The following is a 22,810-nucleotide window of genomic DNA, read 5'->3' as shown; positions in this document are numbered from 1 at the left end:
GAGACATCTCCTATTCGGCGGCCTGCGGCTGTGCGCCGTAGGCCTCGGACATCATGTAGCCGGACAGCACGCCGTAGGCGTCGGTCCAGGCCTTTGCCAGCTCGGGCGTCCAGGCTTCGCCAAGGCCCTTCTCCAGGGTCCACAGCAGCGTCGCGCCGACCACCGGATAGTGCTCGGGCGCCGCGCCGTAGGCGACGTGGCGCTTGGCGAGCGCGGAGGCCGCGGGAAGAATCGAGTCCAGATTCGACAGGCCGCCGACGACGGCGGCGAGCATGCCCATCAGCTTCTTGCGCTGCTCGGTCATGTCCTCGGGAAACATCGCGCGCACGGACGGCGCCACCTCGAACAGACGATCGTAGAACAGCACCGCGGCCTGCTCCGAGATCGGAGCGACCTTGGAGAAGCTCTGCTGAATGAGAGTGATCTGTTCTGGCGTCATGATATTCTCCTGTCTGCTTCGGTCTGCCTTCGTCCGCGCCATTGCGGAAGAAGTTCATGGATCAAACGTCATCAGAGGGACTTCTCCCCGCGTACGGGGAGAAGCGAGATTCGTACCAAGTGCTACACGCGAGCCTCAGCGAGGCTTGGCGCGCCTTCGCTTTGCGGGCTGCGACGCAGGTAGAACCACCAGGTCAGAGCGAGGCAGGAGGCGTAGAAGGCCAGATAGATCGCGAGCGCGAGCTGCGGCCCGCCGGTCAAGGCGATCGACTTGCCGAAGCCGCTGGGGATCAGGTAGCCGCCGACCGCACCGACCGCGCCGATGAAGCCGACCGCCGCGCCGCTTTCGATGCTCGCCGTCTTCATGGCGGCCGCGCGCTCCGCGTCGCCCTTGCCGCGCACCTTGAACAGGTTCTGCTCGCGGAAGATCGAAGGGATCATGCGGTAGGTCGAGCCGTTGCCGATGCCCGTCGTCACGAACAGGATCAGGAACATCGACAGGAAGCCGATGAAATCCTTCTGTCCGACGAAGTAGAGCACGCCGACGGTGGCCGCCGCCATCAGGATGAAGTTCCAGAAGGTGATGATGGAGCCCCCGACCTTGTCGGCGAGCCAACCGCCGAAGGGACGCGACAGCGAGCCGACCAGGGGCCCCAGAAACGCGATCGAGATCGAGATGGCCGGGAATTGCGTCTTGATCAGCAGCGGAAATGCCGCGGAATAGCCGATGAAGGAGCCGAACGTGCCGATATAGAGGTACGCCATGATCCAGGTGTGCTTGCGTTTTACGATCGCGAGCTGGTTCTTCACCGACGATTTCGCGGTGGTGAGGTTGTTCATGAAGAACACCGCGCCGAGCACTGCGATGGCGATCGGCAGCACCCACATCAGGCCGGCATTCTGGAGGAATATGCCGTCGACGGGCGTCGCCTGATACAGGTTGAAGACGGCCAGCGTCATCAGGATCGGTGTCAGGAGCTGCACGCTGGAGACGCCGATATTGCCGCCGGCCGCATTCAGGCCGAGCGCCCACCCCTTCATCCGGTCGGGGAAGAAGAAGGAGATGTTGGTCATGCTGGAGGCGAAATTGCCGCCACCCAGACCCGCGGTCGAGGCCACCAGCAGCATCAGCCAGAACGGCGTGTCGGGCTGGCTGACGAAGTAGGCAAGCGACAAGGTCGGAATGAACAGGATCGCCGCACTGAAGATGGTCCAGTTGCGGCCGCCGAACGTCGTCACTGCGAATGTATAGGGAAAGCGCATGAAGGCGCCGATCAGGCCCGGCACCGCGACGAGCTGGAACAGCTGGTCGGTGGTGTAGTGGAAGCCGGCCTGCGGCAGCTTGGTGGTGACGATGCTCCAGATCAGCCAGACCGAGAAGCCGATATGCTCGGCCACGATCGACCAGATCAGGTTGCGTCGCGCGATGGTCTTGCCGGTCGCATTCCAGAACGCCTCGTCTTCGGGGCGCCAATCTGAAATCCAGGTTGGATTCTTCGTCATTGAGTATCCCTTCCAGTCTCACCGCTGCGTCGTTGCAGGCTCAGCCTCCGGCCACGGAGGCGCGCTCCGAGGCTTCACCCCGGTGGCGAGTTCACGATGCTGATTGATGATGTTGAGGGACGTCGTCGTTGGCGTCGCGCAAATACATTTCAATTTCCGTGCCAGTTGCGCGCACGCGGGAAAGACAGGGATTTCAGAACGTTATTCGCGATGCCCGAATTTTTCGCAGGGCTTGTTCGCACGGTAAATTTGCGATTCGCTCAATCCCTGTGCGGCGCACAAGGATTGAGCTTGATGTCGATTAATTGGGCGCGCCGCTCGCGGTAACTGGTTTACGCGGCCTCGACGAAGCGATGACGCTCGTAGAGGAATTCGAGCACGCGCTGGCGGCACTTCAAATAGGTCGCGTTGGTGGCCAGCTCGAGCCGCTTGCGAGGTCGCGCTAGCGGCACGTCCAGCACCTCACCGATGCGCGCGCTCGGCCCGTTCGTCATCATCACGATGCGGTCGGACAGAAGCACGGCCTCGTCGACGTCGTGCGTGATCATCAGGATGGTGTTGCCGAGCTTCTGATGCAGCGCCATCACGGAGTCCTGCAGATGCGCGCGGGTCAGCGCATCGAGCGCGCCGAACGGCTCATCCAGCAGCAGCACTTTCGGCTCCATCGCCAGTGCCCGGGCGATGCCGACGCGCTGCTTCATGCCGCCGGAGATCTCGGACGGGCGCTTGTCGCGGGCGTGGGCCATCTGCACCAGGTTGAGATTGTGCATCACCCATGCGTCGCGCTCGGCGCGGGACTTGGTCCTGGCGAAGACCTTGTCGACGCCGAGCCTGACGTTCTCGTAGACGGTGAGCCACGGCAACAGGCTGTGGTTCTGGAACACCACGGCGCGGTCGGGCCCGGGCGAGTTGACCTCGCGATTCTCCAGCAGCACGCCACCCGTGGTGGCGCCGGTCAGCCCTGCGATGATGTTGAGCAGGGTCGACTTGCCGCAGCCGGAATGGCCGATGATCGAGACGTATTCGCCCTTCTCGATCGTGAGGTTGATGTCCTTCAAGACCTCCGTGGTGGCGGCGCCGCGGGTAAAGACCTTGTCGATGTGGTCGAGCTTCAGATAGGCGGTCATGTGCCCCTCCTCTCAGTTCTGCGCGGTGCCGCGGGTGACGACCTTGCCGAGACCCGCGATCAGGCGGTCCAGCACGAAGCCGATGATGCCGACATAGAACAGTGCCAGGATGATCTCGCTGATGTGCGAGGAGTTCCAGGCGTCCCAGATGAAGAAGCCGATGCCGACGCCGCCGATCAGCATCTCCGCCGCCACGATCGCAAGCCACGACAGGCCGATGCCGATGCGCAGGCCGGTGAAGATGTAAGGCGCCGCCGCCGGGATCATGATCTTGGAGAAGAATTCGAGCGGATTGAGCTGCACCACCGCCGCGACGTTGCGATAGTCCTGCGGGATGTTGCGGATGCCGACCGCCGTGTTGATGATGATCGGCCAGATCGAGGTGATGAAGATGACGAAAATCGCCGAGGGCTGACCGTCGCGGAACGCGGCGAGCGACAGCGGCAGCCAGGCCAGCGGCGGAATCGTGCGCAGCACCTGAAACAGCGGATCCAGCCCGCGCATCGCCCAGACCGACTGGCCGACCAGCACGCCGAGCGCGATGCCGGCGATGGCCGAGAGCGAATAGCCGAAGGCGACGCGCTGGAGGCTGGCGGACAGATGCCAGAACAGGCCCTTGTCGATGCCGCCATGGTCGAAGAACGGATCGAGGATCAGCTCCTTTGTGTCCTTGAACACTCTCGACGGCGGCGGCAGCGCCGAGCCGGCGCGGCGGCAGATCAGCTCCCAGACCAGCGTCAGCAGCGCAATCACGACCAGCGGCGGGATCACGCGCACGGCGGTCTCCCGTGCCATCCGCGCGTAGGCTTCAGTGCGCGGCGGCCGCTTCGGCGTCATCGCGACGACCGGTGCAGCGGCTGCCGCAGGCGTCGCGGTCTCAAGCTCGATCTTCGTAGCAGGCATGTTCATCGCTATCTCTCTCCGGCTTGGCAGGGACGATGCGGCCGCCCCGCGGGCGGCCGCAGGGCTCCATCAGACTTCGACGCGCTTGATCGCGAGCGACTTCAGATAGGCAGCCGGATTTTCCGGATCGAACACCTTGCCGTCGAAGAAGGTCTCCTTGCCGCGCGAGGTCGAAGCCGGAATGTCGGAGGTCGCGACGCCGAGCGCCTTGGCCGCATCGCGCCACATGTCCTCGCGATTGACCTTGGCGATCAGCGCCTTGGTGTCGAAGCCAGCCTCGTACTTGCCCCAGCGGATGTCCTCGGTGAGGAACCAGAGATCGTGGCTCTGGAAGGGATAGGAGGCATGATCACGCCAGTACTTCATGATGTGCGGTGAGTTCTCGACCACCTTGCCGGGGATGCCGTAGTCGAACTTGCCCGCACTGCGGTCGAGCACGTCCTCGACCGGGCAGTTCATCCACTGCCGCTTGCCCATGATGGCGGCAAGCTCCGCCTTGTTCTCGGCCTTGTCAGCCCATTGCTGGGCTTCCATCACCGCCATCAGCAGCGCCTTGGCGGCCTTGGGGTACTTGTCGACGAAGGCGGCGCGCATGCCGAAGGATTTTTCCGGATGCTTGTTCCAGAGCTCGCCGGTGTTGACCGCGGTGTAGCCGATCTTCTGATGGATCAGCTGCAGGTTCCACGGCTCGCCGACGCAGAAGCAATCCATGGTGCCGACCTTCATGTTGGCCACCATTTGCGGCGGCGGCACCACGATGGTCTCGATGTCCTTGTCGGGATCGATGCCGCCGGCTGCGAGCCAGTAGCGGATCCAGAGATCGTGCGTGCCGCCGGGGAAGGTCATCGCGGCTTTCACCGCCTTGCCGGAGGCCTTCTTCTTCTCCAGCGCCGCCTTGAAGGGCGAGGCGTCGACGCCGAGCTTGAGGTCGGCATATTCATTGGCGACCGAGATGCACTGGCTGTCGAGATTGAGCCGCGCAAGAATGTACATCGGCGTCGGCTGGTTGTTCTGCGTCACCTTGCCGGCCGAGATCAGGTACGGCATCGGCGTGAGGATATGCGCGCCGTCGATGCCGTTGCCTTCGGAGCCCAGCACGAGATTGTCGCGCGTGGTGCCCCATGAGGCCTGCTTCTGCACGTCGGTGTCGGGCATGCCGTACTTGGCGAACAGGCCCTTGTCCTTGGCGACGAAGAGCGGTCCGGCATCGGAGAGTGCGATGAAGCCGAGCTTGGCGCCCTTGACCTCGGGGCCTGCGTCCTGCGCGAAGGCACCGGCGGGGAAGTTCAGCTTTGCTGCGGCGAGAAGTGCGGCGGTTGAGCCGGTGGCTTTCAACAATTGACGGCGGCTGAGGCCCGTATTCGCGGGCCGGCGGGTGCGCTTGGTCATAGGCAGTGTCGTCCTTTGCATCGTTGCAGAATTGAGTGGCGTCTGTGCACACGAGCAGCCCGTCCGTCCGGCGGCGCCATCTTTGGCGCATGCGAACGCGCGACGGGGGAGACCCCCGCCTTGGTGGCGTCGGCAAATCGGATGAGAAGTCTCGCGGGACGGCTTCAATGGCGTCGGCTGGAACCATTCAAGCTTCGTGCCAAGGCCGACATTACGAAAAGTATCGAAAAATCAGTATGTTGTTCATCCTGCGCCAGCCTGCCGCAGGCCGGTTCCGCTTGTGAAATTTGCGGACTGCTTGATTCTTGTGCGACGCACAAACCTTGTGCAGAAGTTTATGCAAGAGGCCAAGGGTAGCGCCAAGGCTCACGGCCGCAACGACACATCGTCCTGATATTGCTACGTCTTTCCAGCGCGCCCAGACGGCACACAACTTGCATCTCCCTAGGCGTCAACGAAGACTGCGGCTTGCCGCATTGTTGCAGCCTCTGGCGGCTGCATCCGGAAGCTCACCTGCTTCGCGGCCCTCGCCGGCGCAATCCTCGTGACGCGATTCCCATGGCTTCCAAACTTTCCATAGCCCGTGCGCGGCCAGCCGCCCGCACGACTCAGGACGTTCAGCCGCGCTCTCGCAGAGCGCGCGTCGATCTCACTTACGAAGCAAAGGAACCATTGAATGTCGTATCTCGCGCCTTCGGAATTCGTCACCAAGATGGTGGATGCCGGCGAGTCCAAGATCTTCATGTCCACCCGGGATACCATCATCCGCGCCTATATGGCCGGCGCCATCCTGGCATTGGCGGCATGGTTCGCCGTCACGATCACCGTCAACACCGGCCAGCCGCTGGTCGGCGCGCTGCTGTTTCCGGTCGGCTTCGTCATGCTCTACCTGCTGGGCTTCGATCTCCTCACCGGCGTGTTCGTGCTCTCGCCCCTCGCCCTGATCGACAAGCGTCCCGGTGTCACGCTCAATGGCGTGCTGCGCAATTGGGGTCTGGTCTTCGTCGGCAACTTCGCCGGCGCGTTCACCGTGGCCTTCATGATGGCCTTCGTCACGACGTTCGGGTTCACCCAAGCGCCCGACAAGGTCGGTGCGGCCATCGGCAACATCGGCGAGGGCCGGACGCTCGGCTATGCCGCGCACGGCGCGGCGGGCATGGCGACGCTGTTCCTGCGCGGCATGCTCTGCAACTGGATGGTCTCGACCGGCGTCGTCGGCGCCATGATCTCGACCTCGGTGCCCGGCAAGGTCATCGCGATGTGGATGCCGATCCTGGTGTTCTTCTACATGGTGTTCGAGCATTCCGTCGTGAACATGTTCCTGTTCCCGTCCGGGCTGCTGCTCGGCGCCAAGTTCTCGATCATGGATTATCTGATCTGGAACGAGATCCCGACCGTGCTCGGCAACCTCGTCGGCGGCCTCGCCTTCACCGGCATGACCCTCTATGCCACGCACGTCATGACCCTGCCGAAGCGTCAGGTCGACAAGGCGGCGAAGCCCCGCGTTGCCGCCTGATCGAATCCGTCTCGACAGGGGAGCCGCGCCCGAGCAGGGTGAGGTTCCCCTCCCCCGGTGATGACGATGACCCGCGGACTCCGGATTTCGGTCGGCCAGCACTCCGACAAGGGCCGCAAGCCCGTCAACCAGGATTTCCACGGCGTCCTGATTCCGGAAGAGCCGCTGCTCAGCCTGAAGGGCATCGCGGCGGTTCTCGCCGACGGCATCTCCTCCAGCGCGGTGAGCCAGATCGCCAGCGAGTCGGCGGTCAAGAGCTTCCTGATGGACTATTACTGCACGTCGGAATCCTGGACGGTGAAGACCTCCGCCCGCCGCGTGCTGGACGCGACCAATTCCTGGCTGCACGCGCAGACGCGCAAGAGCCAATACGCCTATGACCGCGACAAGGGATATGTCTGCACCCTCAGCGCCATGGTCATCAAGGCGACCACCGCGCACATCTTCCATGTCGGCGACTGCCGCGTCTACCGCCTCGCCGGCAAGACGCTCGAGCAGCTGACCGACGATCACCGCATCATCGTGTCGTCCGAGCAGACCTATCTTGGCCGCGCGCTCGGCATCAATCCGCAGCTCGAGATCGACTATCAGGCGTTCGAGGTCGAGGCCGGCGACATCTTTCTGCTGGCAACCGACGGCGCTTACGAATTCGTCGACGCGCGTTTCATCACCAGCGTGCTGAACGAGCATGCAGCCGAGCTCGACGGGGCCGCGAAGGCCATCGTTGAGGAAGCCTACCGGCGCGGCAGCGACGACAACATCACCGTCCAGATCCTGCGCATCGATGCGGTGTCGCAGCGCGAGCCGGCCGGCATCTTCAATCAGAGCTCGGAATTGCCGCTGCCTTCGCTACCGGAGCCGCGCGCGATCTTCGACGGCTACCGGATCGTCCGCGAGATCCACGGCAGCAGCCGCAGCCATATCTATCTCGCCGTCGACACCGAGACCGAGCAGCCGGTTGCGCTCAAGCTGCCGTCGATCGACCTGCGCGACAACGCCGCCTATCTCAAGCGCTTCCTGATGGAGGAGTGGATCGCGCGCCGCATCGACAGCCCGCATGTGCTCAAGCCGCTGTCGCAGTCGCGGCGGCGCGGCTATCTCTACGTCGCCACGGAGTTCGTCGAGGGGCAGACATTGAAGCAGTGGATGACCGACAATCCGCGGCCCGATCTCGAAACCGTGCGCGGCATCATCGAGCAGATCGCCGCGGGCCTGCGCGCCTTCCATCGCATGGAGATGCTGCATCAGGACCTCAGGCCCGACAACATCCTGATCGACAAGACCGGCACCGCAAAGATCATCGACTTCGGATCGGTCAGGGTCGCCGGCGTCGCCGAGGCCGCGCCCCCTGACGAGGCCGACGAAATCCTGGGCACGGTCCAGTACACGGCGCCGGAGTATTTCCTTGGGCAGGGAGGATCACCACGCTCCGACATGTTTTCGCTGGCCGTGCTCTGCTACCAGATGCTGACGGGAAAGCTGCCTTACGGCACCCAGGTCGCAAGGATCCGCCGCAAGGCGGACGTGCGAAAGCTCAAATACCGCCCGGCCGACGATGACCGCAATGTACCCGCATGGATTGATGGCGCGCTCCGGCGCGCGCTCCATCCCGATCCCTACAAGCGGCACGAGGATATCTCGGAATTCGTCTTCGAGCTTCGCACCCCCAACCCGGCCTATCTCGACACCCGCATCACGCCGCTGTTGGAGCGCAGCCCCCTGATGTTCTGGAAGCTGACCACGGCGGCGCTCGCCTGCACCGTCGTCGTGCTGCTGGCGCTGCTGCACGCGCGCTGATCAGGTTGCATCGCTCGCCACATGATCGGAGGCGAGCGATGCAGGGCCCCCCGGTTCAAGAAGCCCTCAGACGGGTGCCGTGATCTCGGCGACGAGGTCACGATAGGATCGCAAGGGACGGCCCAGCATGTCGGTCAGCCGCTCGACGTCGCCGGTTTCAGGGATCATTCCTTCCGTGAGAAAGCGCTCGCTCATCACCCGCATGTCGAAAGCCATCCAGGCAGGCATGAACTGCCGAAGGCTCTTCTCGAATCCAGCGGTGTCGTCGCCGCCATAGACGACCCGGCGGCCGAGCACCTCCGACCAGATCGCGGCGGCCTTCGCGCCAGTGAGGGTTTCAGGGCCAACAAGATTGATGCGTTCGAGCGGAAGCGGAGCACCGGACGTCTCGCGGCGGATCAGCTCGATTGCCGCGATCTCGCCGATGTCGCGCGCGTCGATCATCGCCAGTCCCTTGCTGCCTATTGGCATGGGATAGACGCTGTGCGCGGTCACCACATCCTTGATCATGATCTCGTTGTTCATGAAATAGGCGGGGCGCAGGATGGTCGCCTGGAACCCCATCTGCTCGATCATGCGTTCGACGCCGAACTTGCCGGCGAAGTGCGGCACGTTCACGTAGCGGTCGCTATGAATGACCGAAAGATAGACGAACCGCTCGATGCCGGCTTCTCGCGCAAGATTGAGCGTCGTCAGCGCCTGGGTGAATTCGTCGGGTACCACGGCGTTGAGCAGAAACAGCGTCGAAACCCCGGACAACGCGCTGCGCAGGGAATCGACGTCCAGCAGATCGCCCTGGGCGACGGCGACGCTCGCCGGGAAGTTGGCCTTCGCAGGATTTCGGACCAATGCACGCACATCGGCGCCTCGCCTGACGAGCTGGTCGACGACCTGGCGGCCGATGGTGCCGGTTGCACCGGTAACGAGGATAGTCATGGGATCACTCCGGTCTGGTGTTTGGACACCCGGAAATTAGTGATCCACATGCGAGCCGAAAGACGTTATGTTTGGACAGACCGTCTCACTGGTGGAACAGATGGATTTGCTCGCGCTTGCCGACTTCAATCTCGTCGCCCGCCACGGAGGGTTCGGAAAGGCCGCCCGCGCCGCGGGACGTCCGAAAGCGACGTTGTCCCGCCGCGTGTCCGAACTCGAGAGCAGCCTCGATTTGCGTCTGTTCGAGCGCGGCGGGCGCACGCTCAAGCTTACCCAGGAAGGACGCGCGCTGTACGAGCGGACAGGCGCACTGCTCACCGAGCTCGACGAGACGGCGGCCGCGATCGCCTCCGGCGCGGACAAGCCAAAGGGCAGATTGCGGATCAGCGCGCCCCTGCTCTTCTCGCAAACCGCGATGGGCCGTCTTGCGGCCAGCTTCGCCTCTCGGCATCCGCAGGTTCGGCTCGAGGTCACGACCGATGATCGCCACGTCGACATGATCGAGGAAGGCTTCGATCTCGTGATCCGGGTCAATCCCGATCCGGATGAAAGCCTGGTCGGCCGCATCTTCCTGCGCGACCGGATGCTGGTCGTGGCGAGCCCCGCCTTGAAACGCCCGAAGGCAAAGCTCGCCGTTCCGGCCGTCGTGCGCGGCGATGACGAGGCTGCGGTTTGGGACATCAGGCGGCCAAGCGGCCCATCGCGCATCGCGGTCGATCCCGTGCTTAGGCTGTCATCCCTGATGATGGTTCGCGATGCCGTGAGAGCCGGCATCGGCGCGGCAAGGCTGCCGCTGTCGCTCGTCAGTCACGATCTTGCCGCCGGCACGCTGGTCCGCTGGGCAGATGTCGATGGATCAGACATCGCCCTATGGACGCTTTATCCCTCGCGGCGATTGCTCAGCGCACGCGTCTCCGCCTTCCTCGATCATCTCAAGGACGCCTTTCCGAAGGGAACGCCGGACGAGCTGGCCGCTTACATCAGCTGGTAATCCTGGCTCTCGAAACCGCCCTCACGCCGGCTCCCCCGCCTTCACCCCCAGCGGCTTCGGTGCCACGCCGCCGCCGGGCTTGAGGTGGAACTCGTAAGTCATCAGGTGCCACTGCCCGCTTGCCTTGGTGCCGTCGGGCATCGTGGGCTCGGTGCGCGGCTCGACCTTGGCGATGAGGTCGTCCTTGACGCCGAACACCACGTCGGAATCCAGATATTTGTCGCCATCCATGAAGACGTGGGTGATCAGCGGCTCATAGCCCTTGGCATTGACCAGGAAGTGCACATGCGCTGGCCGCATCGGATGGCGGCCCGTCTGCACGATCATCTCGCCCACCGGGCCGTCGGTCGGAATCGGGTAGCTGCACGGCAGGATGGTGCGGAAGAAGAAACGGCCGTCATCGTCGGTGATGAAGCGCGCCCGCGCCGAGGCGCCGACCTCGTCGTAGTTCGGCTTCTGTGAATCGTAGAAGCCGTCGTCATCGGCATGCCAGACGTCGACGGGGACACCCGCGAGCGGCTTGCCCTTCAGATCCGTGACGCGGCTCTGCACGAACATCTTCTCGCCGGTCTGGTTGTGCGGCGAGATGTCGGTGCCGTGCGCGGTCACCTTGTGCTCGCCGACATAGAACGGGCCCAGTACGGTGGTCTGGGTCGCGCCCTCGCGGTCGCGATGGTTGACCGCGTCGACCAGCATGGACACGCCGAGCACGTCGGACAGGAGGATGAACTCCTGGCGCGTATCGGTGCATTTCTGGCCGGTGCGGGTCAGGAAATCGATGGCGTAGTCCCACTCCTCGAAGGTGAGACCGGTCTTGCTCACGTAATCGTGCAGCGACTTCACCAATTCCTGGAGCAGGAATTTCGCGCGGGGATTGGGGGTGCTGTCGAAGCTCTTGACGACGGCTTCGGTAAGATCGGTCTCGTTGAACTGGGTCATGATGGTTTGCCCTGTGTTTTTCTCGTTCGCCCCCGGGGGCCGCCTGGAGGCGTTCCAGGGGACAGCTTACACCAGCCGGGCCCCCTGCGTTAAGCGCGAGCGGCTTGGAATGAGGCCGTCATTTCGCTATCAACGAACCACAGAACTGCCCGGAGGAAACTGATGCTCGCGCCCACCCCCGCCTCGCCCGAATCCGTCGGCATGTCCAAGGCCGCCCTCGACCGCGTCGATGCGCATATGAAGAGCCGATACATCGATGCCGGCCGCTTTCCGGGCACGCATCTTCTGGTCTATCGCCGCGGCAAGGTCGCGCACAGCTCGGTCCAGGGCCTTGCCGATGTCGAGCGCAAGCTGCCGGTCAAGGACGACACCATTTACCGCATCTATTCCATGACCAAGCCACTCACCAGCGTCGCCTTCATGATGCTGGTCGAGCAAGGCCTCGTCGCGATCGACGAGCCCGTCGCCAAGTACATTCCGGAATGGAAGGATCTCGGCGTCTTCGTCGCCGGCACCTATCCGGCCTTCCTGACCCGGCCGCCGTCCCGGCCGATGCTGATCGTCGACCTGCTGCGCCACACCTCCGGCCTCACCTACGGTTTCCAACAGCGCTCCAATGTCGATGCCGCCTATCGCAGTGAAAAGATCGGCGAGGTCGAGAAATCAGGCACGCTTCAGACCATGATCGAGGGTCTGGCCAAGATCCCGCTGGAGTTCTCGCCGGGGGACGCCTGGAATTATTCAGTCTCGACCGACGTGCTCGGCTATCTCGTCGGCAAGATCTCCGGGGTGCCTTTCGAGCAATTCCTTAAATCACGCATCCTCGATCCGCTCGGCATGACAGATACCGATTTCCACGTGCCGGCCTCGAAGGCGCATCGTTTCGCCGCCTGCTACTCGGCCGATCCCGGTGGCGGCATGACCTTCCATGCCGGCCAGCGCCGCGAAGGTTTGACGCTGCAGGACGATCCGGCGACGAGCTCGTTCCTGTCTCCGCCCTCCTTCGTCTCCGGCGGCGGCGGGCTGTGCTCGACGGTCGCCGACTACCTCACCTTCTGCCGCGCCCTGCTCAACGGTGGCGAACTCGGCGGCGTCAGGCTGATCGGCCCCAAGACGCTGGCGCTGATGACCACCAACCACATTCCGGGCGGCCGTTTCCTGCCCGAAATGTCGCGCTCGCTGTTCTCCGAGGCCACCTATAACGGCATCGGCTTCGGCCTCGGCTTCGCCGTCACCATGCGCCCGGCCGAGACGCTGATCGCCGGCAGCCCCGGCGAATACAATTGGGGCGGCGCGGCTACCACCTCGTTCTGGATCGATCCGGCTGAAGAGCTGATTACGATCTTCATGACGCAGGTGCTGCCGTCGAGCGCGTATCCGATCCGCCGCGAGCTGCGTAGCATGGTGTACGCGGCGATCACCGAGAGCAACCTGTAGCCAGCCGAACGGAGCCGCCGGCCGCGGGGTCGCGTTCATTTCAGCATCTCCGGCACGATCAGACGCGGCAGGAACAGCGACACGCTCGGCCAGACGATGACGGCCGCCAGCACCAGCAGCATCGGGATCAGCATGATCACCGTGTCCTTCAGCGCATAGCGCAGCCGGACGCCCGCGATCGAACAGGCGATCATCAGGCACAGGCCATAAGGCGGCGTCACCAGGCCGAAGGCCAGCGACACGATGGAAATGATCGCGAACTGCACCGGATGAAGATCGACCGATTTGGCGAGCGGCTCCAGCACGGTGCCGACGATGATGATGGCCGGGATGGCGTCGAGGAAGCAGCCCACCACCAGGAAGCAGAAGGAGATGAAGAAACCGGCCGCAACTGCGCCCATGCCCCACGTCGAGACGTTGGCCAGCAGCTCCTGCGGAATCTTGTAATAGGCGAGCAGCCAGCCGAACGCACTCGCGGTACCGACGCAAAACAGCGCCACGCCGGCGAGGCGCCCGGTATCGAGCAAGGCCTTGTACAATTCGCGGATACCCGTCTCCCGGTAGAAGAACGCCGAGAGCACCACGGAATAGAGCACGGCGACACAGGCCGACTCGGTCGCGGTGAACCAGCCGAGCAGGATGCCGCCGACGATGATGAACGGCGTCATCATGGCCGGTATCGACCGCCAGATCGCACATCGCATCTCGACCCAGGTCGACTTCGGATAGGTCGGGTAGCCGCGGCGCACCGCATAGACGTGCACCGTCGCCATCTGCGCGCCCGCGATCAGCAGGCCGGGCACGATGCCGGCCAGATACATCGCCGCAATCGAGGTCGAGATCAGCCCACCCCAGACGATCATCAGGATCGACGGCGGGATGACGACTGCAAGCACTGCGGACACCGCGGTGATCGCGATGGAGAACGACAGGTCGTAGCCTTCCTTGGTCTGGGCATCGATGAAGATCTTAGATTGGCTCGCCGCATCGGCCGTCGAGGAGCCCGAAATGCCGGCAAAGAACACCGACAGCACGACGTTGATCTGCGCCAGCGATCCCGGCCAGTGCCCGACCATCGAGCGCGACAGCGCCACCAGGCGGTCAGTGATGCCGCCGATGCTCATCAGGTTGGCCGTCAGCAGGAAGAACGGCACCGCCAGCAGGATGAATGAATTGTAGGCATTGAAGGTTTCCTGCGCCAGCATCATCAGCGACAGGCGCGGCTCGATCAGCAGGATCGGCACGCAGGCAAGACCGAGCGCGAAGGCGACCGGCACGCGCACGATGAGCAGGCCGACGAAGACCCCGAACAGCACCATCGCGGCCTGTCCGGCGGAGAGTACATTGCCGCTCATTGCCTTGCCCCAACCACAACGCGCACTTCATCAAGGATCTGCTCGCCCGCGAACACGATCCATGTGACCCCGGCAGCCGGCCAGGCGACGTGGATCAGCCAAAGCGGCAAATCGGCCAGCTCCGACGTTCTGTTCCAGGCAAAGCGGGTGAACTCGAGGCCAGCCGTTACGAACACCAGTGCCAGCGCCAATATGCCGAGACGCGCCAGAATTCGCACTACGGCTTCCGACCGCCGCGACAGGTCGGGCCACACGTCGACCTCGAAATGCTGCGCTTCGCGCACGCCGACCATGGCACCGATCATGATCGTCCAGATGAACATGAAACGCGCCATTTCCTCCGTCCAGATGTAGGACGGAATGAACGGTGTGTAGCGTGAGATGATCTGCAGCGTGACCGGAATGACAAGAATGCCGACGCAGGCGGCCAGCAGGAATTCCAGCAACTTGGCATAAGCCGCCGTGATGCGGCGCCACAGCGACGGTGTGGACGGGACGGGCATTTCAGTCATTGGAACTCCCAGCGGCAAAACATCCGCCAACTCCGGGCAGGAAGCGGGGCCTGCCCGGATATGCTCTCGGCGGACGCAAGGCTGTCAGACGGCGTTGATCTTCTCGAAAATGCCTTCCGCGCCGATCTCCTTGGCGTAGGTAGCCATCACGGGATCGGCGAGCTTCTTCATGGCGTCCCGCTCCTCGAAGGGGACGCGCTTGAGCTTGCCGGCCTTTTCGAGCGTGTCGAGCTTGACGACCTCCTCGCTCGACTCGAGCTTACGCCCGTAATCGCCGGCCTCCTTGCCGGCCTTCATGATCGCGTCCTGCAGATCCTTCGGCAAGGTCTTCAGCGTCTTCACCGAGAAGCAGATCGGCCGGATCGACACCGCGTGCTGGGTCAGGTTGAGATGCGGCGCGACTTCGTAGAATTTCATCGCCTCGACGCCGGCCGCCTCGTTCTCGCCGGCCGAGATCACACCGTTCTGGATCGCGTTGTAGACCTCGTTATAGGCAATCACGGTCGGGCTCATGCCGACCGCCGCGAAGGTCTTTGACCAGATCGGCGCACCCTGCACGCGAACCTTGAGCCCCTTGAGATCGGCCAGGTTCTTGAGCGGCTTGTTGGCGAAGATGTTGCGGATGCCGCCGCCGGCGTAACCGATGAGAACGACCTCGGCCTTGGCAGCAACCTCGTCGGCGACCGGCGCCAGGATGTTGGCCTCGACCACCTTGTTCATGTGCTCGATGCCCTTGAACACGAAAGGCGCGTCGATGAACGGGGCCGCTTTGGCGAAGGTGGACATGTGCGCCGGCGAGACGATGCCGTAATCGACCGCCTTACCTTGCGACATGTACTCGAAATACTGCTTCTCGAGGCCGAGCGAAGAGTTCCTGTGCAGGGTGAAATTGACGGGCTTGCCGTAATACTTCTTCACCAGCTCCTCGAACCGGAGCAGAGCCCGGTTGAAGGCATGGTCGTCGTTGAACTGGACCGCCCCGTTCAGCGTGACCGGCGCTTGGGCCCGCAGGATCGACGGCATGCCGATCGTAGCCGCCGCAGTGGTCGCGCCGATACCAGCGAGAAATGATCGTCGCTTCATCGTCTCCCCTCCCTTTGATGCTCCGACCCTGTCGCCGGGCCGTGAGTGCAGCCGGTATGCGGCTTGCCTGCAGAGAGGGTATGAAAATCCATCGCGGCACGGAAGCCCAATTCGGATGCCCGGCCGGGCGCTGACAAGCCTGCCGCTGATACAGTTCGACGCAGGAACGGCCGACACGCCGTCTATTGCACTGCAGCTTTCATCTCTGGCCCGTGACGTTTGTGCAGTGGCGCAGCCCCGCGGGGACGCCAGCATCCTGCTGCTGGCCGATAGATCCGGCCGCCAACTGTTTTCAACGGCGACGACGGACAACGACATCTGCCACCGCTCATCTGCACGCTGGACGTCGCCCCCTTGCATATCGCAGCGCAACACAGCGATCCCTGCGACAATTCAGCTTGCCTTCGCCCAATCATCCGATGTTAAACATCGGATGATTGTGCCGCTGCCGGGCGTGGCAGCCAAAAATAAATGAAACCGGCTGGGACCGGCCGGGGCGGGAGAAACATACGAGTGGCAAGAGCGCGCCCGAGCCCCGTCGACAAGCCGATCAAGCCCGGCCGCATTCGTGCCGTGCTGACGACGCTCGGCCGCGAGATCGCCCAGGATCTCATTCCCGTGGGGACGACTCTGCCGCCCGAGCCTGAGCTCGAAACCAGGTTCGGCGTCGGACGCGGCGTGGTGCGCGAGGCCATCAAGACGCTTGCCGCGAAGGGTCTCGTCAGCGTGCGGCCGCGCCACGGCACGCACGTGCTGCCGCGCCACGAATGGAGCCTGCTCGACCGCGACGTGCTGAGCTGGCTCGTCGGCCAGGACGAGCCGGATCGCGACCTACTGCTGGCAATCCAGGAGGTACGCTCGATCATCGAGCCGGCCGCCGCGGCGCTCGCCGCCGAACGTGCCACCAGGAACGACCGCTGGCGGATCGACACGGCCCTGGCTGCGATGCAGACGGCAAGAGACCAGGCCAGCGCTCTCGCAGCCGACAAGGCTTTCCATCTTGCCATCCTGGACGCGACCCACAATCCGGTGCTTCAGGGCTTTCGCGGCGCGATCGATACCATTCTGAGCACCGTATTCACCGTCGCCGTCGGGGGCCCCGGCGGCTGGTTCAAGGACAATCTGCCGAACCACGCGGCGGCGGCGCGGGCCATCGAGAGCGGCAACCCGGAGAAGGCGCGCGCCGCGATGGAGCGGCTGCTGGGCTACACCCGATTGAAGCTGTCGAACCGCAAGACAGTCATCGCTGCAGCGACACGTAGAGCGGGCGGATCGGACGTGCGCGTGACCAGGACGTCGCCCCTCAAGCCCAAGAGAAGACGCCATGACCCGTGACAGGGAGGGCTCAGGCCACATCCTTGCTCCGCCTGGGATCTGTTGCAGGACCGGGTTACGATGTCGGGAATGATCAGCGCGAAATGCCGGCACAGGCATTGCTGAACGCGAGGGAGGCCAGATGCAGGTGACGGGCAGTCTGAAAGGTCGATCGTCGCGGCTGATCCGCAGCGTCAATTCGCTGGCGGGAATCGCGATGTTCGTCGCGCCGCTGCTGGCCCTGGTCGCGATCTGGGCCGCCGTCGTCCCGCTCTTCAACGTCAATCCGCGCGTGTTTCCCTCCGTCGGTGCGGTCGGCACCGCTGCGCTGGATTCGATCCGCGACGGCACGTTGCTCGCCCATGTCGGCGCAAGCCTCCTGCGCGTCGCCCTGGGCACGCTGATCGGCATTGCCACCGCCGTGCCGCTCGGCATCGCCATGGGGGTCAGCCCGACGGTTGCAGCCTTTCTCACGCCGCTGTTCCGCTTCTTCTCGGTGCTCGCCGGCATCGCCTGGATTCCGATCGCGACGCTGTGGTTCGGCTACGGTTTCGGCGCGATCGTGTTCGTGATCTTCAATGCCGTGTTCTTTGTCGTCGCCTACAACACCCTGCTCGGCGTCAGGACCATTCCGCACACGCTGCGCAACGCTGCCGCCTCGCTCGGCGCCGGCCGCTGGGCGCTGCTGACCGAGGTGCTGCTGCCGGGCGCGCTCCCCAACATCGTCACCGGCATCCGGACGGGCCTTGGCTTCGCCTGGCGCGGGCTGATCGCTGCCGAGATGATCGCGACCAATGTCGGGCTCGGCTACATGCTGTTCGTCGCACGCGACTTCTACCGCACCGAGGTGATCGTGTTCGGCATGATCGTGATCGGCGTTCTCTGGCTTCTGATCGATCGCCTGCTGCTGGTCCCGCTCGAACGCGCGACCATCGAGCGCTGGGGCATGGTGAGGCGCGCATGAATCTGATGCTGCAAATCTGGGCCGGCTATACCCGTCTGACCCAGCGCTGGCCGGGGCTCGCCGCGATCATACCGTTCATCCCGGTGCTGGCGCTGTGGACCGCGGTGAGCGAGGCCGGACTGTTTCCGCGTGCGTTCTTCCCGGGCCCGGCCGACGTCGTGCGCGCGTTCGTCACGCTGACCTACAAGGGCATCCTGCCCGACTATCTCCAGGACAGCCTGATCCGGCTCGCGACCGGTGCCGCTGCCGGCATGGCGCTCGGCATTCCCCTGGGCATCCTGATCGGCACCAGCCGCTGGGCGCACCGCATCTGCTGGCCGGTGCTGCTGTTCTTCCAGGCCATCGGCGACATCGCCTGGCTGCCGATCCTCCTGATCTGGTTCGGCTTCGGATTGACGACGATGACCTTCGTCATCGTCTACACCGTGTTGTTCCCGGTCGTGCTCAACACCGTGCTCGGCGTCGAATCCGTGCCGCGGGACCTCGCGCGCGCCGCCTTGAGCCTCGGGGCTTCGCGCGCGCGCGTGCTGTGGGAGGTGACGCTGCCGGGCGCGCTGCCGAACATCATCACCGGACTTCGCAACGGGCTCGGCTATGGCTGGCGCGCGCTGATCGCCGTCGAGATGATCGTCGGCACCTCCGGCATCGGCTTCATGATGTTCGACGCCCGCCGCGCCGGCTCCACCGTCGAGATCATCCTCGGCATGATCATTCTCGGATTGCTCTGGTACATCGTGGACGCCTGGATCCTCGCGCCGCTCGAGCGCGCGACCGGCCAGCGTTGGGGATTGGTGACATCATGAAGACGCTCTCGCTGCGCAATCTCGGCAAGACCTATTTCGACCCCTATGCGGGCGCACACGTCACCGCCGTCCACGACGTCTCGCTCGACGTCGAGCCCGGCGAGTTCATCTCGGTGGTCGGCCCCTCCGGCTGCGGCAAGACGACGATCCTGAACATGATCGCCGGCTTCATTCCCTACTCGAAGGGCGACATCCTGCTCGACGGCAAGCCGGTGCACGGGCCCGGTCCCGAGCGCGGTGTCGTGTTCCAGTCGTTCGCGCTGTTTCCCTGGAAGACGGTGCTCGACAATGTCGGCTTCGGCCCGAAGATGCGTGGCGTGCCGAAGGCCGAGCGCGACCGCATCGCGCGCGAATATCTCGCGCTGGCCGGGCTATCGCACGCCGCGCACCGCTATCCCAACGAGCTCTCCGGCGGCATGCAGCAGCGCGTCGGCGTGGTGCGCGCCCTCGCCAACAACCCCGACGTCCTGCTTATGGACGAGCCGTTCGCCAGCGTCGACGCGCAGACGCGCATGACGCTCCAGGAGGAGCTGACCCGCATCTGGCAGGAACGCAAGCCGACGGTGATCTTCATCACCCATGACGTGGCCGAAGCGGTGTTTCTCGCCAACCGCGTGGTCGTGCTGTCGAAGGGACGCGTGCTCGACCAGATCGCGGTCGACCTTCCTCGTCCCCGCGTCTGGGACGACCTCGTCAAGGACGACCGGTTCAAGCAGCTGTCCACGCGGGTGCTGCAGATGGTGCGCGCGGCATGAGCATCACCTCCGACGTCTTGCGCTCGACCAAGGCACGCGTCGTGCTCGGCGCCGTCGCGGCCTGGGCGCTGTTTCAGCTCTGGCTGACGATCGCAGCCCCGGGCAAGATCGCGCCGGAGCTGAAAGGCACGTCGGAAAAAGTGAATGTCCAGATCGAGCTGCCGTTCACGCCGGAGCGCTTCCATGTGCTCGCGTTCCAGCAATACGGACGCGTGTCGGGCACGGACGAGCATTCGATCGAATTGCGTGGCGTCAAAAGAACGGACCTCAACGCCGTCGCCCGGCCCTACTGGGTGACGGCGGTGGGGCCGATAAAAGAGGGAGGCTGAGACTATGAAACGACTCGTGTTGCTTGGACTAGCACTTCTCGCCGGCATGGTACCGGCGAGCGCCCAGACCTTGACGAAACTGAAGGCCGGCATGGTCACCGGCATCGACCAGATCGGCCTGCCGATCGCACTCGAGCGCGGCTTCTTCGAGAAGTACGGGCTCGACGTCACGATCGCGCGCCCCTACGCCACCGGCGTCGACGCGCTGAACGCGCTGCAGGCGGGCGAGAGCGAAATCGTGCAGGTCGGCGTGCCCATGATCGGCGCCGTGCTGCGCGGCATGGACCTCGTCGCGCTCGGCAATTACAGCGGCAACGCCACCAAGGCCGGGTCCGACGCGACCATGGCGATCATCGCGCGCGAAGGTTCGGGCATCGTCAAGGGCGACCTGTCGACGCTGAAGGGCAAGAAAATCGCGGCATCGTTCGGCACGATCAACCATCTCTACATCCTGGCGACGCTGGAGAAGGCCGGGCTGAAGCCCGATGATGTCACGCTGGTCAACACGCCGCCGCCGGACATGACCGTCGCCCTGCTCGCCAAGGGCATCGATGCGTTCTCGGGCTGGGACCCCTGGCCGATCGTTGCCGGCAAGGACGTGCCGGGCGCGGTCGAGATCATCAGGGGCGGCGACGTGATCTCCTATATCGGCTTCAATGTGGCGCTTCGCCCATGGGTGCAGGCCAATGGCGAGACCATCGAGAAATTCCTCGCGGCCGTCTCCGAGGCCGACCAATGGATGCGCAAGAACCCGAAGCTGGCGGCGCAAGTTGCCACGCGCTGGATACCGGGACTGAAGCAGGAGGTCGCCGAGACCGCGATGCAGTTCAACATCCAGCAGGCGGACCGCCGGCTGTCGGCCAACAATTACCGCGCGCTGTGGAGCGCCGAGGACCGGCTCGCCCGTCTCGGCATCCTCAAATCGACCTTCGACGTCAATGCGCATATCGAGCCGAAGCACATTCTCAAGGTCATGAAGGATCGTCCCGAGCTGTTCGCCGACCTGCCGCCGATTCCGGCGACGGCGGCGATCACGCAGGGCTACGTGTTCAAGCCGTGAGCACGTCCGGACCGGCGCGCTATGCGCGCCGGTTCGGCCAAGTCTTATCGCGCTTTAGACGGTCGAGATGCCATCGATCGGGCTGATATCGCCGACGAAACGCAGCAGGTCGGCCATCGTGAACTCCCCCGGCACTTGCGATGGAAGCGTCGGCTTCCAGCTTTTGCCCTTGAGCCACAGGTACGACTGGTGATCACCATGGACGAGGCCGACGAAGACCTCGGCGAGCAGCGTCGCGCCGACCGGTCCGAGCCTTTCGCCGCCGCCCCGCTGCTCCGCCTCCTTGAGGATGTAGTACCAAAGCGGGGTGTGCTGGTGCAGACCATGCTTCTTCGCCACGGCACCGTCAGTCCCCTTGGAGATTTCGTCCGGGGTCAGAGGATTCTTGATCTTCATGGCCTTGGCGACGTCCTGCCCGGACGGCAATCCCAGCAACACGCCGCGTTTGAGATTGCGGAACGGCAGGCTGCCGCCGTCGCCCGGCAAGGTGTGGAGCTGCGGCACGATGAAAGGATCGATCTTGCGCGACGGATTGAGCGCCACGCCCGCAGGATTGTTCGGCAGCACTTGGAAGTAGCGCCGCCAGTCGATGATCCAGTTACTTGAAAGCACCGGAAGCGGGAGCGGCGGCGTTATCGGGTTCGGCGCCAGGTCGCCGATGATTCCTCCCGAAAGACCGGTGAACCTGAACAGCAAATCGAGAGTTGCAGGAATACCGCCCGGGCCGGGCGTGAAGATCCTGTTGTGGCTATAGACTTGGCGAACCATGCTATGACCGAGACGATAGACCGCCCCTGAGAACTCGACAGGCATGTAGGGAATCTTCTTGAAGCGATAGAAGCGCCGACCCTGCTCGAGGATCTTTGCGACGATGCCCTTCTCGGTGAGCCGTTCCACGAAATCGTGCAGGACCATCCATTGGTAGTGCCAGGTCACGATGCGGCGCGCTTCCTCGAAGATCTCGCCCGCCGGCTTGCCGGACGCCGCGAGCTGATCGCAGACCTTGTTGTGAAACTTCAGCATCGCAAGATGGGTTTGCGCGACGAGCAGGTTCTCGTCGTTGCGGTGATCGCCGATCAGCGCAAACCCCTCCGGATTGCGCGGCAGGTCGTTGCGATGGTCCCCGGTGATGTCATCGACGTTGACGGTCTTGCCGATCAGGAGCTTGGGACCCGGAGTCTTGCCGCTGTCGCTCGCCGAATTGCGCGCATACAGATGGCGGCTTCCGTCCGGACCAAGACCATAGATGCTGTCGAGATCGAGGGCGGGCGTGCGAAAATTCGTCACCGCCATCGGATCGGCTTCCTTCTCGCCAAAGGAGGTCAAGTCGAGCGTGATGTCGTGGTCGACGAATTGGCCGAGATAGGTGAAGCCGGCGGGTACGTTGGCATTGTTTCCTGCGGGATCGCCGGGATTGGGGTCCTTCATTGCATCGGCGAGTTCGTGCAGCGGGCCGTCGTCGACAGCCAGCGGCTCCAGGGTCGGAAACATCCGCCCAAACATGCCCGGATCCTCGTGTCCGGAAAGCGTATCGAGAAATTGTCGCGTCGGCTGACGTCCGGCCTTGCCATGACCGGGATGAACGTTGACGTCGGTTCCCATCGCTTGCTCCTGCTTAAAATGCTGTAGGGAGAGGGGCGACGAAGTGTCGATTGGCTG

At 64.0% G+C, this 22,810-nt stretch carries 22 protein-coding genes; 11 read left to right on the top strand and 11 right to left on the bottom strand.

The features are described 5' to 3' along the window. Positions 1-10: 10 nt before the first annotated feature. From DCM79_RS28010 to DCM79_RS27990, 5 genes are all read right to left on the bottom strand, one after another. Positions 11-439, bottom strand: coding sequence for a globin family protein (locus DCM79_RS28010; protein WP_257177311.1), 429 nt, complete (start codon positions 437-439; stop codon positions 11-13). Positions 440-561: 122 nt separating this feature from the next. Beyond that, positions 562-1,941 carry an MFS transporter gene (locus DCM79_RS28005; protein WP_257177310.1) on the bottom strand — a complete coding sequence of 460 codons (1,380 nt, stop codon included), beginning with the start codon at positions 1,939-1,941 and terminating at the stop codon, positions 562-564. 332 nt (positions 1,942-2,273) lie between these two features. Further along, complete coding sequence (locus DCM79_RS28000) at positions 2,274-3,068, bottom strand: ABC transporter ATP-binding protein (RefSeq protein WP_257177309.1); 795 nt, start codon at positions 3,066-3,068, stop codon at positions 2,274-2,276. 12 nt (positions 3,069-3,080) lie between these two features. Further along, positions 3,081-3,977: a nitrate ABC transporter permease gene (gene ntrB / locus DCM79_RS27995; RefSeq protein ID WP_257177308.1), complete on the bottom strand. Its 897-nt coding sequence runs from the start codon at positions 3,975-3,977 to the stop codon at positions 3,081-3,083. A gap of 63 nt (positions 3,978-4,040) precedes the next feature. Beyond that, positions 4,041-5,360, bottom strand: coding sequence for a CmpA/NrtA family ABC transporter substrate-binding protein (locus tag DCM79_RS27990; RefSeq protein WP_257177307.1), 1,320 nt, complete (start codon positions 5,358-5,360; stop codon positions 4,041-4,043). 676 nt (positions 5,361-6,036) lie between these two features. On the opposite strand from DCM79_RS27990, the gene DCM79_RS27985 reads away from it, so the two are divergent. Both DCM79_RS27985 and DCM79_RS27980 read left to right on the top strand, forming a co-directional pair. Then, a complete protein-coding gene (locus DCM79_RS27985) occupies positions 6,037-6,876 on the top strand; it encodes a formate/nitrite transporter family protein (protein ID WP_257177306.1) in 840 nt (279 codons plus the stop codon). 60 nt (positions 6,877-6,936) lie between these two features. Continuing rightward, positions 6,937-8,673, top strand: a complete 1,737-nt coding sequence (locus tag DCM79_RS27980) for a bifunctional protein-serine/threonine kinase/phosphatase (protein ID WP_257177305.1) — start codon at positions 6,937-6,939, stop codon at positions 8,671-8,673. A gap of 66 nt (positions 8,674-8,739) precedes the next feature. Here DCM79_RS27980 and DCM79_RS27975 read toward each other — a convergent pair whose 3' ends face one another. After that, positions 8,740-9,609 carry an SDR family oxidoreductase gene (locus DCM79_RS27975; protein WP_257177304.1) on the bottom strand — a complete coding sequence of 290 codons (870 nt, stop codon included), beginning with the start codon at positions 9,607-9,609 and terminating at the stop codon, positions 8,740-8,742. Between the two features lie 100 nt (positions 9,610-9,709). Here DCM79_RS27975 and DCM79_RS27970 point away from each other — a divergent pair, with 100 nt between their 5' ends. Then, positions 9,710-10,600 (top strand): LysR family transcriptional regulator, encoded by an 891-nt coding sequence (locus DCM79_RS27970; RefSeq protein ID WP_257177303.1) that lies wholly within the window; start codon positions 9,710-9,712, stop codon positions 10,598-10,600. 21 nt (positions 10,601-10,621) lie between these two features. Here DCM79_RS27970 and DCM79_RS27965 read toward each other — a convergent pair whose 3' ends face one another. Then, complete coding sequence (locus tag DCM79_RS27965; protein ID WP_257177302.1) at positions 10,622-11,539, bottom strand: intradiol ring-cleavage dioxygenase; 918 nt, start codon at positions 11,537-11,539, stop codon at positions 10,622-10,624. A gap of 162 nt (positions 11,540-11,701) precedes the next feature. Between DCM79_RS27965 and DCM79_RS27960 the strand changes: the two genes are divergently transcribed. Next, a complete protein-coding gene (locus DCM79_RS27960) occupies positions 11,702-12,976 on the top strand; it encodes a serine hydrolase (protein WP_257177301.1) in 1,275 nt (424 codons plus the stop codon). Between the two features lie 35 nt (positions 12,977-13,011). Here DCM79_RS27960 and DCM79_RS27955 read toward each other — a convergent pair whose 3' ends face one another. The 3 genes from DCM79_RS27955 to DCM79_RS27945 form a co-directional block, all read right to left on the bottom strand. Next, positions 13,012-14,331, bottom strand: a complete 1,320-nt coding sequence (locus DCM79_RS27955; protein WP_257177300.1) for a TRAP transporter large permease — start codon at positions 14,329-14,331, stop codon at positions 13,012-13,014. Continuing rightward, on the bottom strand, positions 14,328-14,843 hold the full coding sequence (locus tag DCM79_RS27950) for a TRAP transporter small permease (RefSeq protein WP_257177299.1): 516 nt from the start codon (positions 14,841-14,843) through the stop codon (positions 14,328-14,330). Before DCM79_RS27950 ends, DCM79_RS27955 begins: the two co-directional genes overlap by 4 nt. 84 nt (positions 14,844-14,927) lie before the next feature. Beyond that, a complete protein-coding gene (locus DCM79_RS27945; protein WP_028135149.1) occupies positions 14,928-15,926 on the bottom strand; it encodes a TRAP transporter substrate-binding protein in 999 nt (332 codons plus the stop codon). Between the two features lie 115 nt (positions 15,927-16,041). Here DCM79_RS27945 and DCM79_RS27940 point away from each other — a divergent pair, with 115 nt between their 5' ends. The 7 genes from DCM79_RS27940 (at position 16,042) to DCM79_RS27910 (ending at position 21,151) form a co-directional block, all read left to right on the top strand. Beyond that, a complete protein-coding gene (locus DCM79_RS27940; protein ID WP_257177298.1) occupies positions 16,042-16,401 on the top strand; it encodes a hypothetical protein in 360 nt (119 codons plus the stop codon). A 38-nt stretch (positions 16,402-16,439) separates the two neighbouring features. Further along, complete coding sequence (locus DCM79_RS27935; protein ID WP_257177297.1) at positions 16,440-17,261, top strand: FadR/GntR family transcriptional regulator; 822 nt, start codon at positions 16,440-16,442, stop codon at positions 17,259-17,261. Between the two features lie 121 nt (positions 17,262-17,382). Continuing rightward, on the top strand, positions 17,383-18,204 hold the full coding sequence (locus DCM79_RS27930) for an ABC transporter permease (protein ID WP_257177296.1): 822 nt from the start codon (positions 17,383-17,385) through the stop codon (positions 18,202-18,204). Beyond that, the gene (locus DCM79_RS27925) at positions 18,201-19,007 is read left to right on the top strand and encodes an ABC transporter permease (RefSeq protein ID WP_257177295.1); all 807 of its coding nucleotides are present in this window, start codon (positions 18,201-18,203) and stop codon (positions 19,005-19,007) included. The genes DCM79_RS27930 and DCM79_RS27925 overlap by 4 nt, the downstream gene beginning before the upstream one ends. Continuing rightward, positions 19,004-19,762 (top strand): ABC transporter ATP-binding protein, encoded by a 759-nt coding sequence (locus DCM79_RS27920; RefSeq protein WP_257177294.1) that lies wholly within the window; start codon positions 19,004-19,006, stop codon positions 19,760-19,762. Before DCM79_RS27925 ends, DCM79_RS27920 begins: the two co-directional genes overlap by 4 nt. Next, a complete protein-coding gene (locus DCM79_RS27915; protein WP_257177293.1) occupies positions 19,759-20,091 on the top strand; it encodes a hypothetical protein in 333 nt (110 codons plus the stop codon). The genes DCM79_RS27920 and DCM79_RS27915 overlap by 4 nt, the downstream gene beginning before the upstream one ends. A 4-nt stretch (positions 20,092-20,095) precedes the next feature. Further along, positions 20,096-21,151 carry an ABC transporter substrate-binding protein gene (locus DCM79_RS27910; RefSeq protein WP_257177292.1) on the top strand — a complete coding sequence of 352 codons (1,056 nt, stop codon included), beginning with the start codon at positions 20,096-20,098 and terminating at the stop codon, positions 21,149-21,151. Positions 21,152-21,205: 54 nt separating this feature from the next. On the opposite strand, the gene DCM79_RS27905 is transcribed toward DCM79_RS27910, so the two are convergent. Further along, positions 21,206-22,753, bottom strand: a complete 1,548-nt coding sequence (locus DCM79_RS27905; protein ID WP_257177291.1) for a heme peroxidase family protein — start codon at positions 22,751-22,753, stop codon at positions 21,206-21,208. Positions 22,754-22,810 lie beyond the last annotated feature (57 nt).

This window comes from Bradyrhizobium sp. WBOS07, from assembly GCF_024585165.1.
GTDB lineage: Bacteria > Pseudomonadota > Alphaproteobacteria > Rhizobiales > Xanthobacteraceae > Bradyrhizobium > Bradyrhizobium japonicum_B.
Note: the sequence above shows the minus strand (reverse complement) of the source record. Positions and strands in the feature narration are given on the sequence as shown.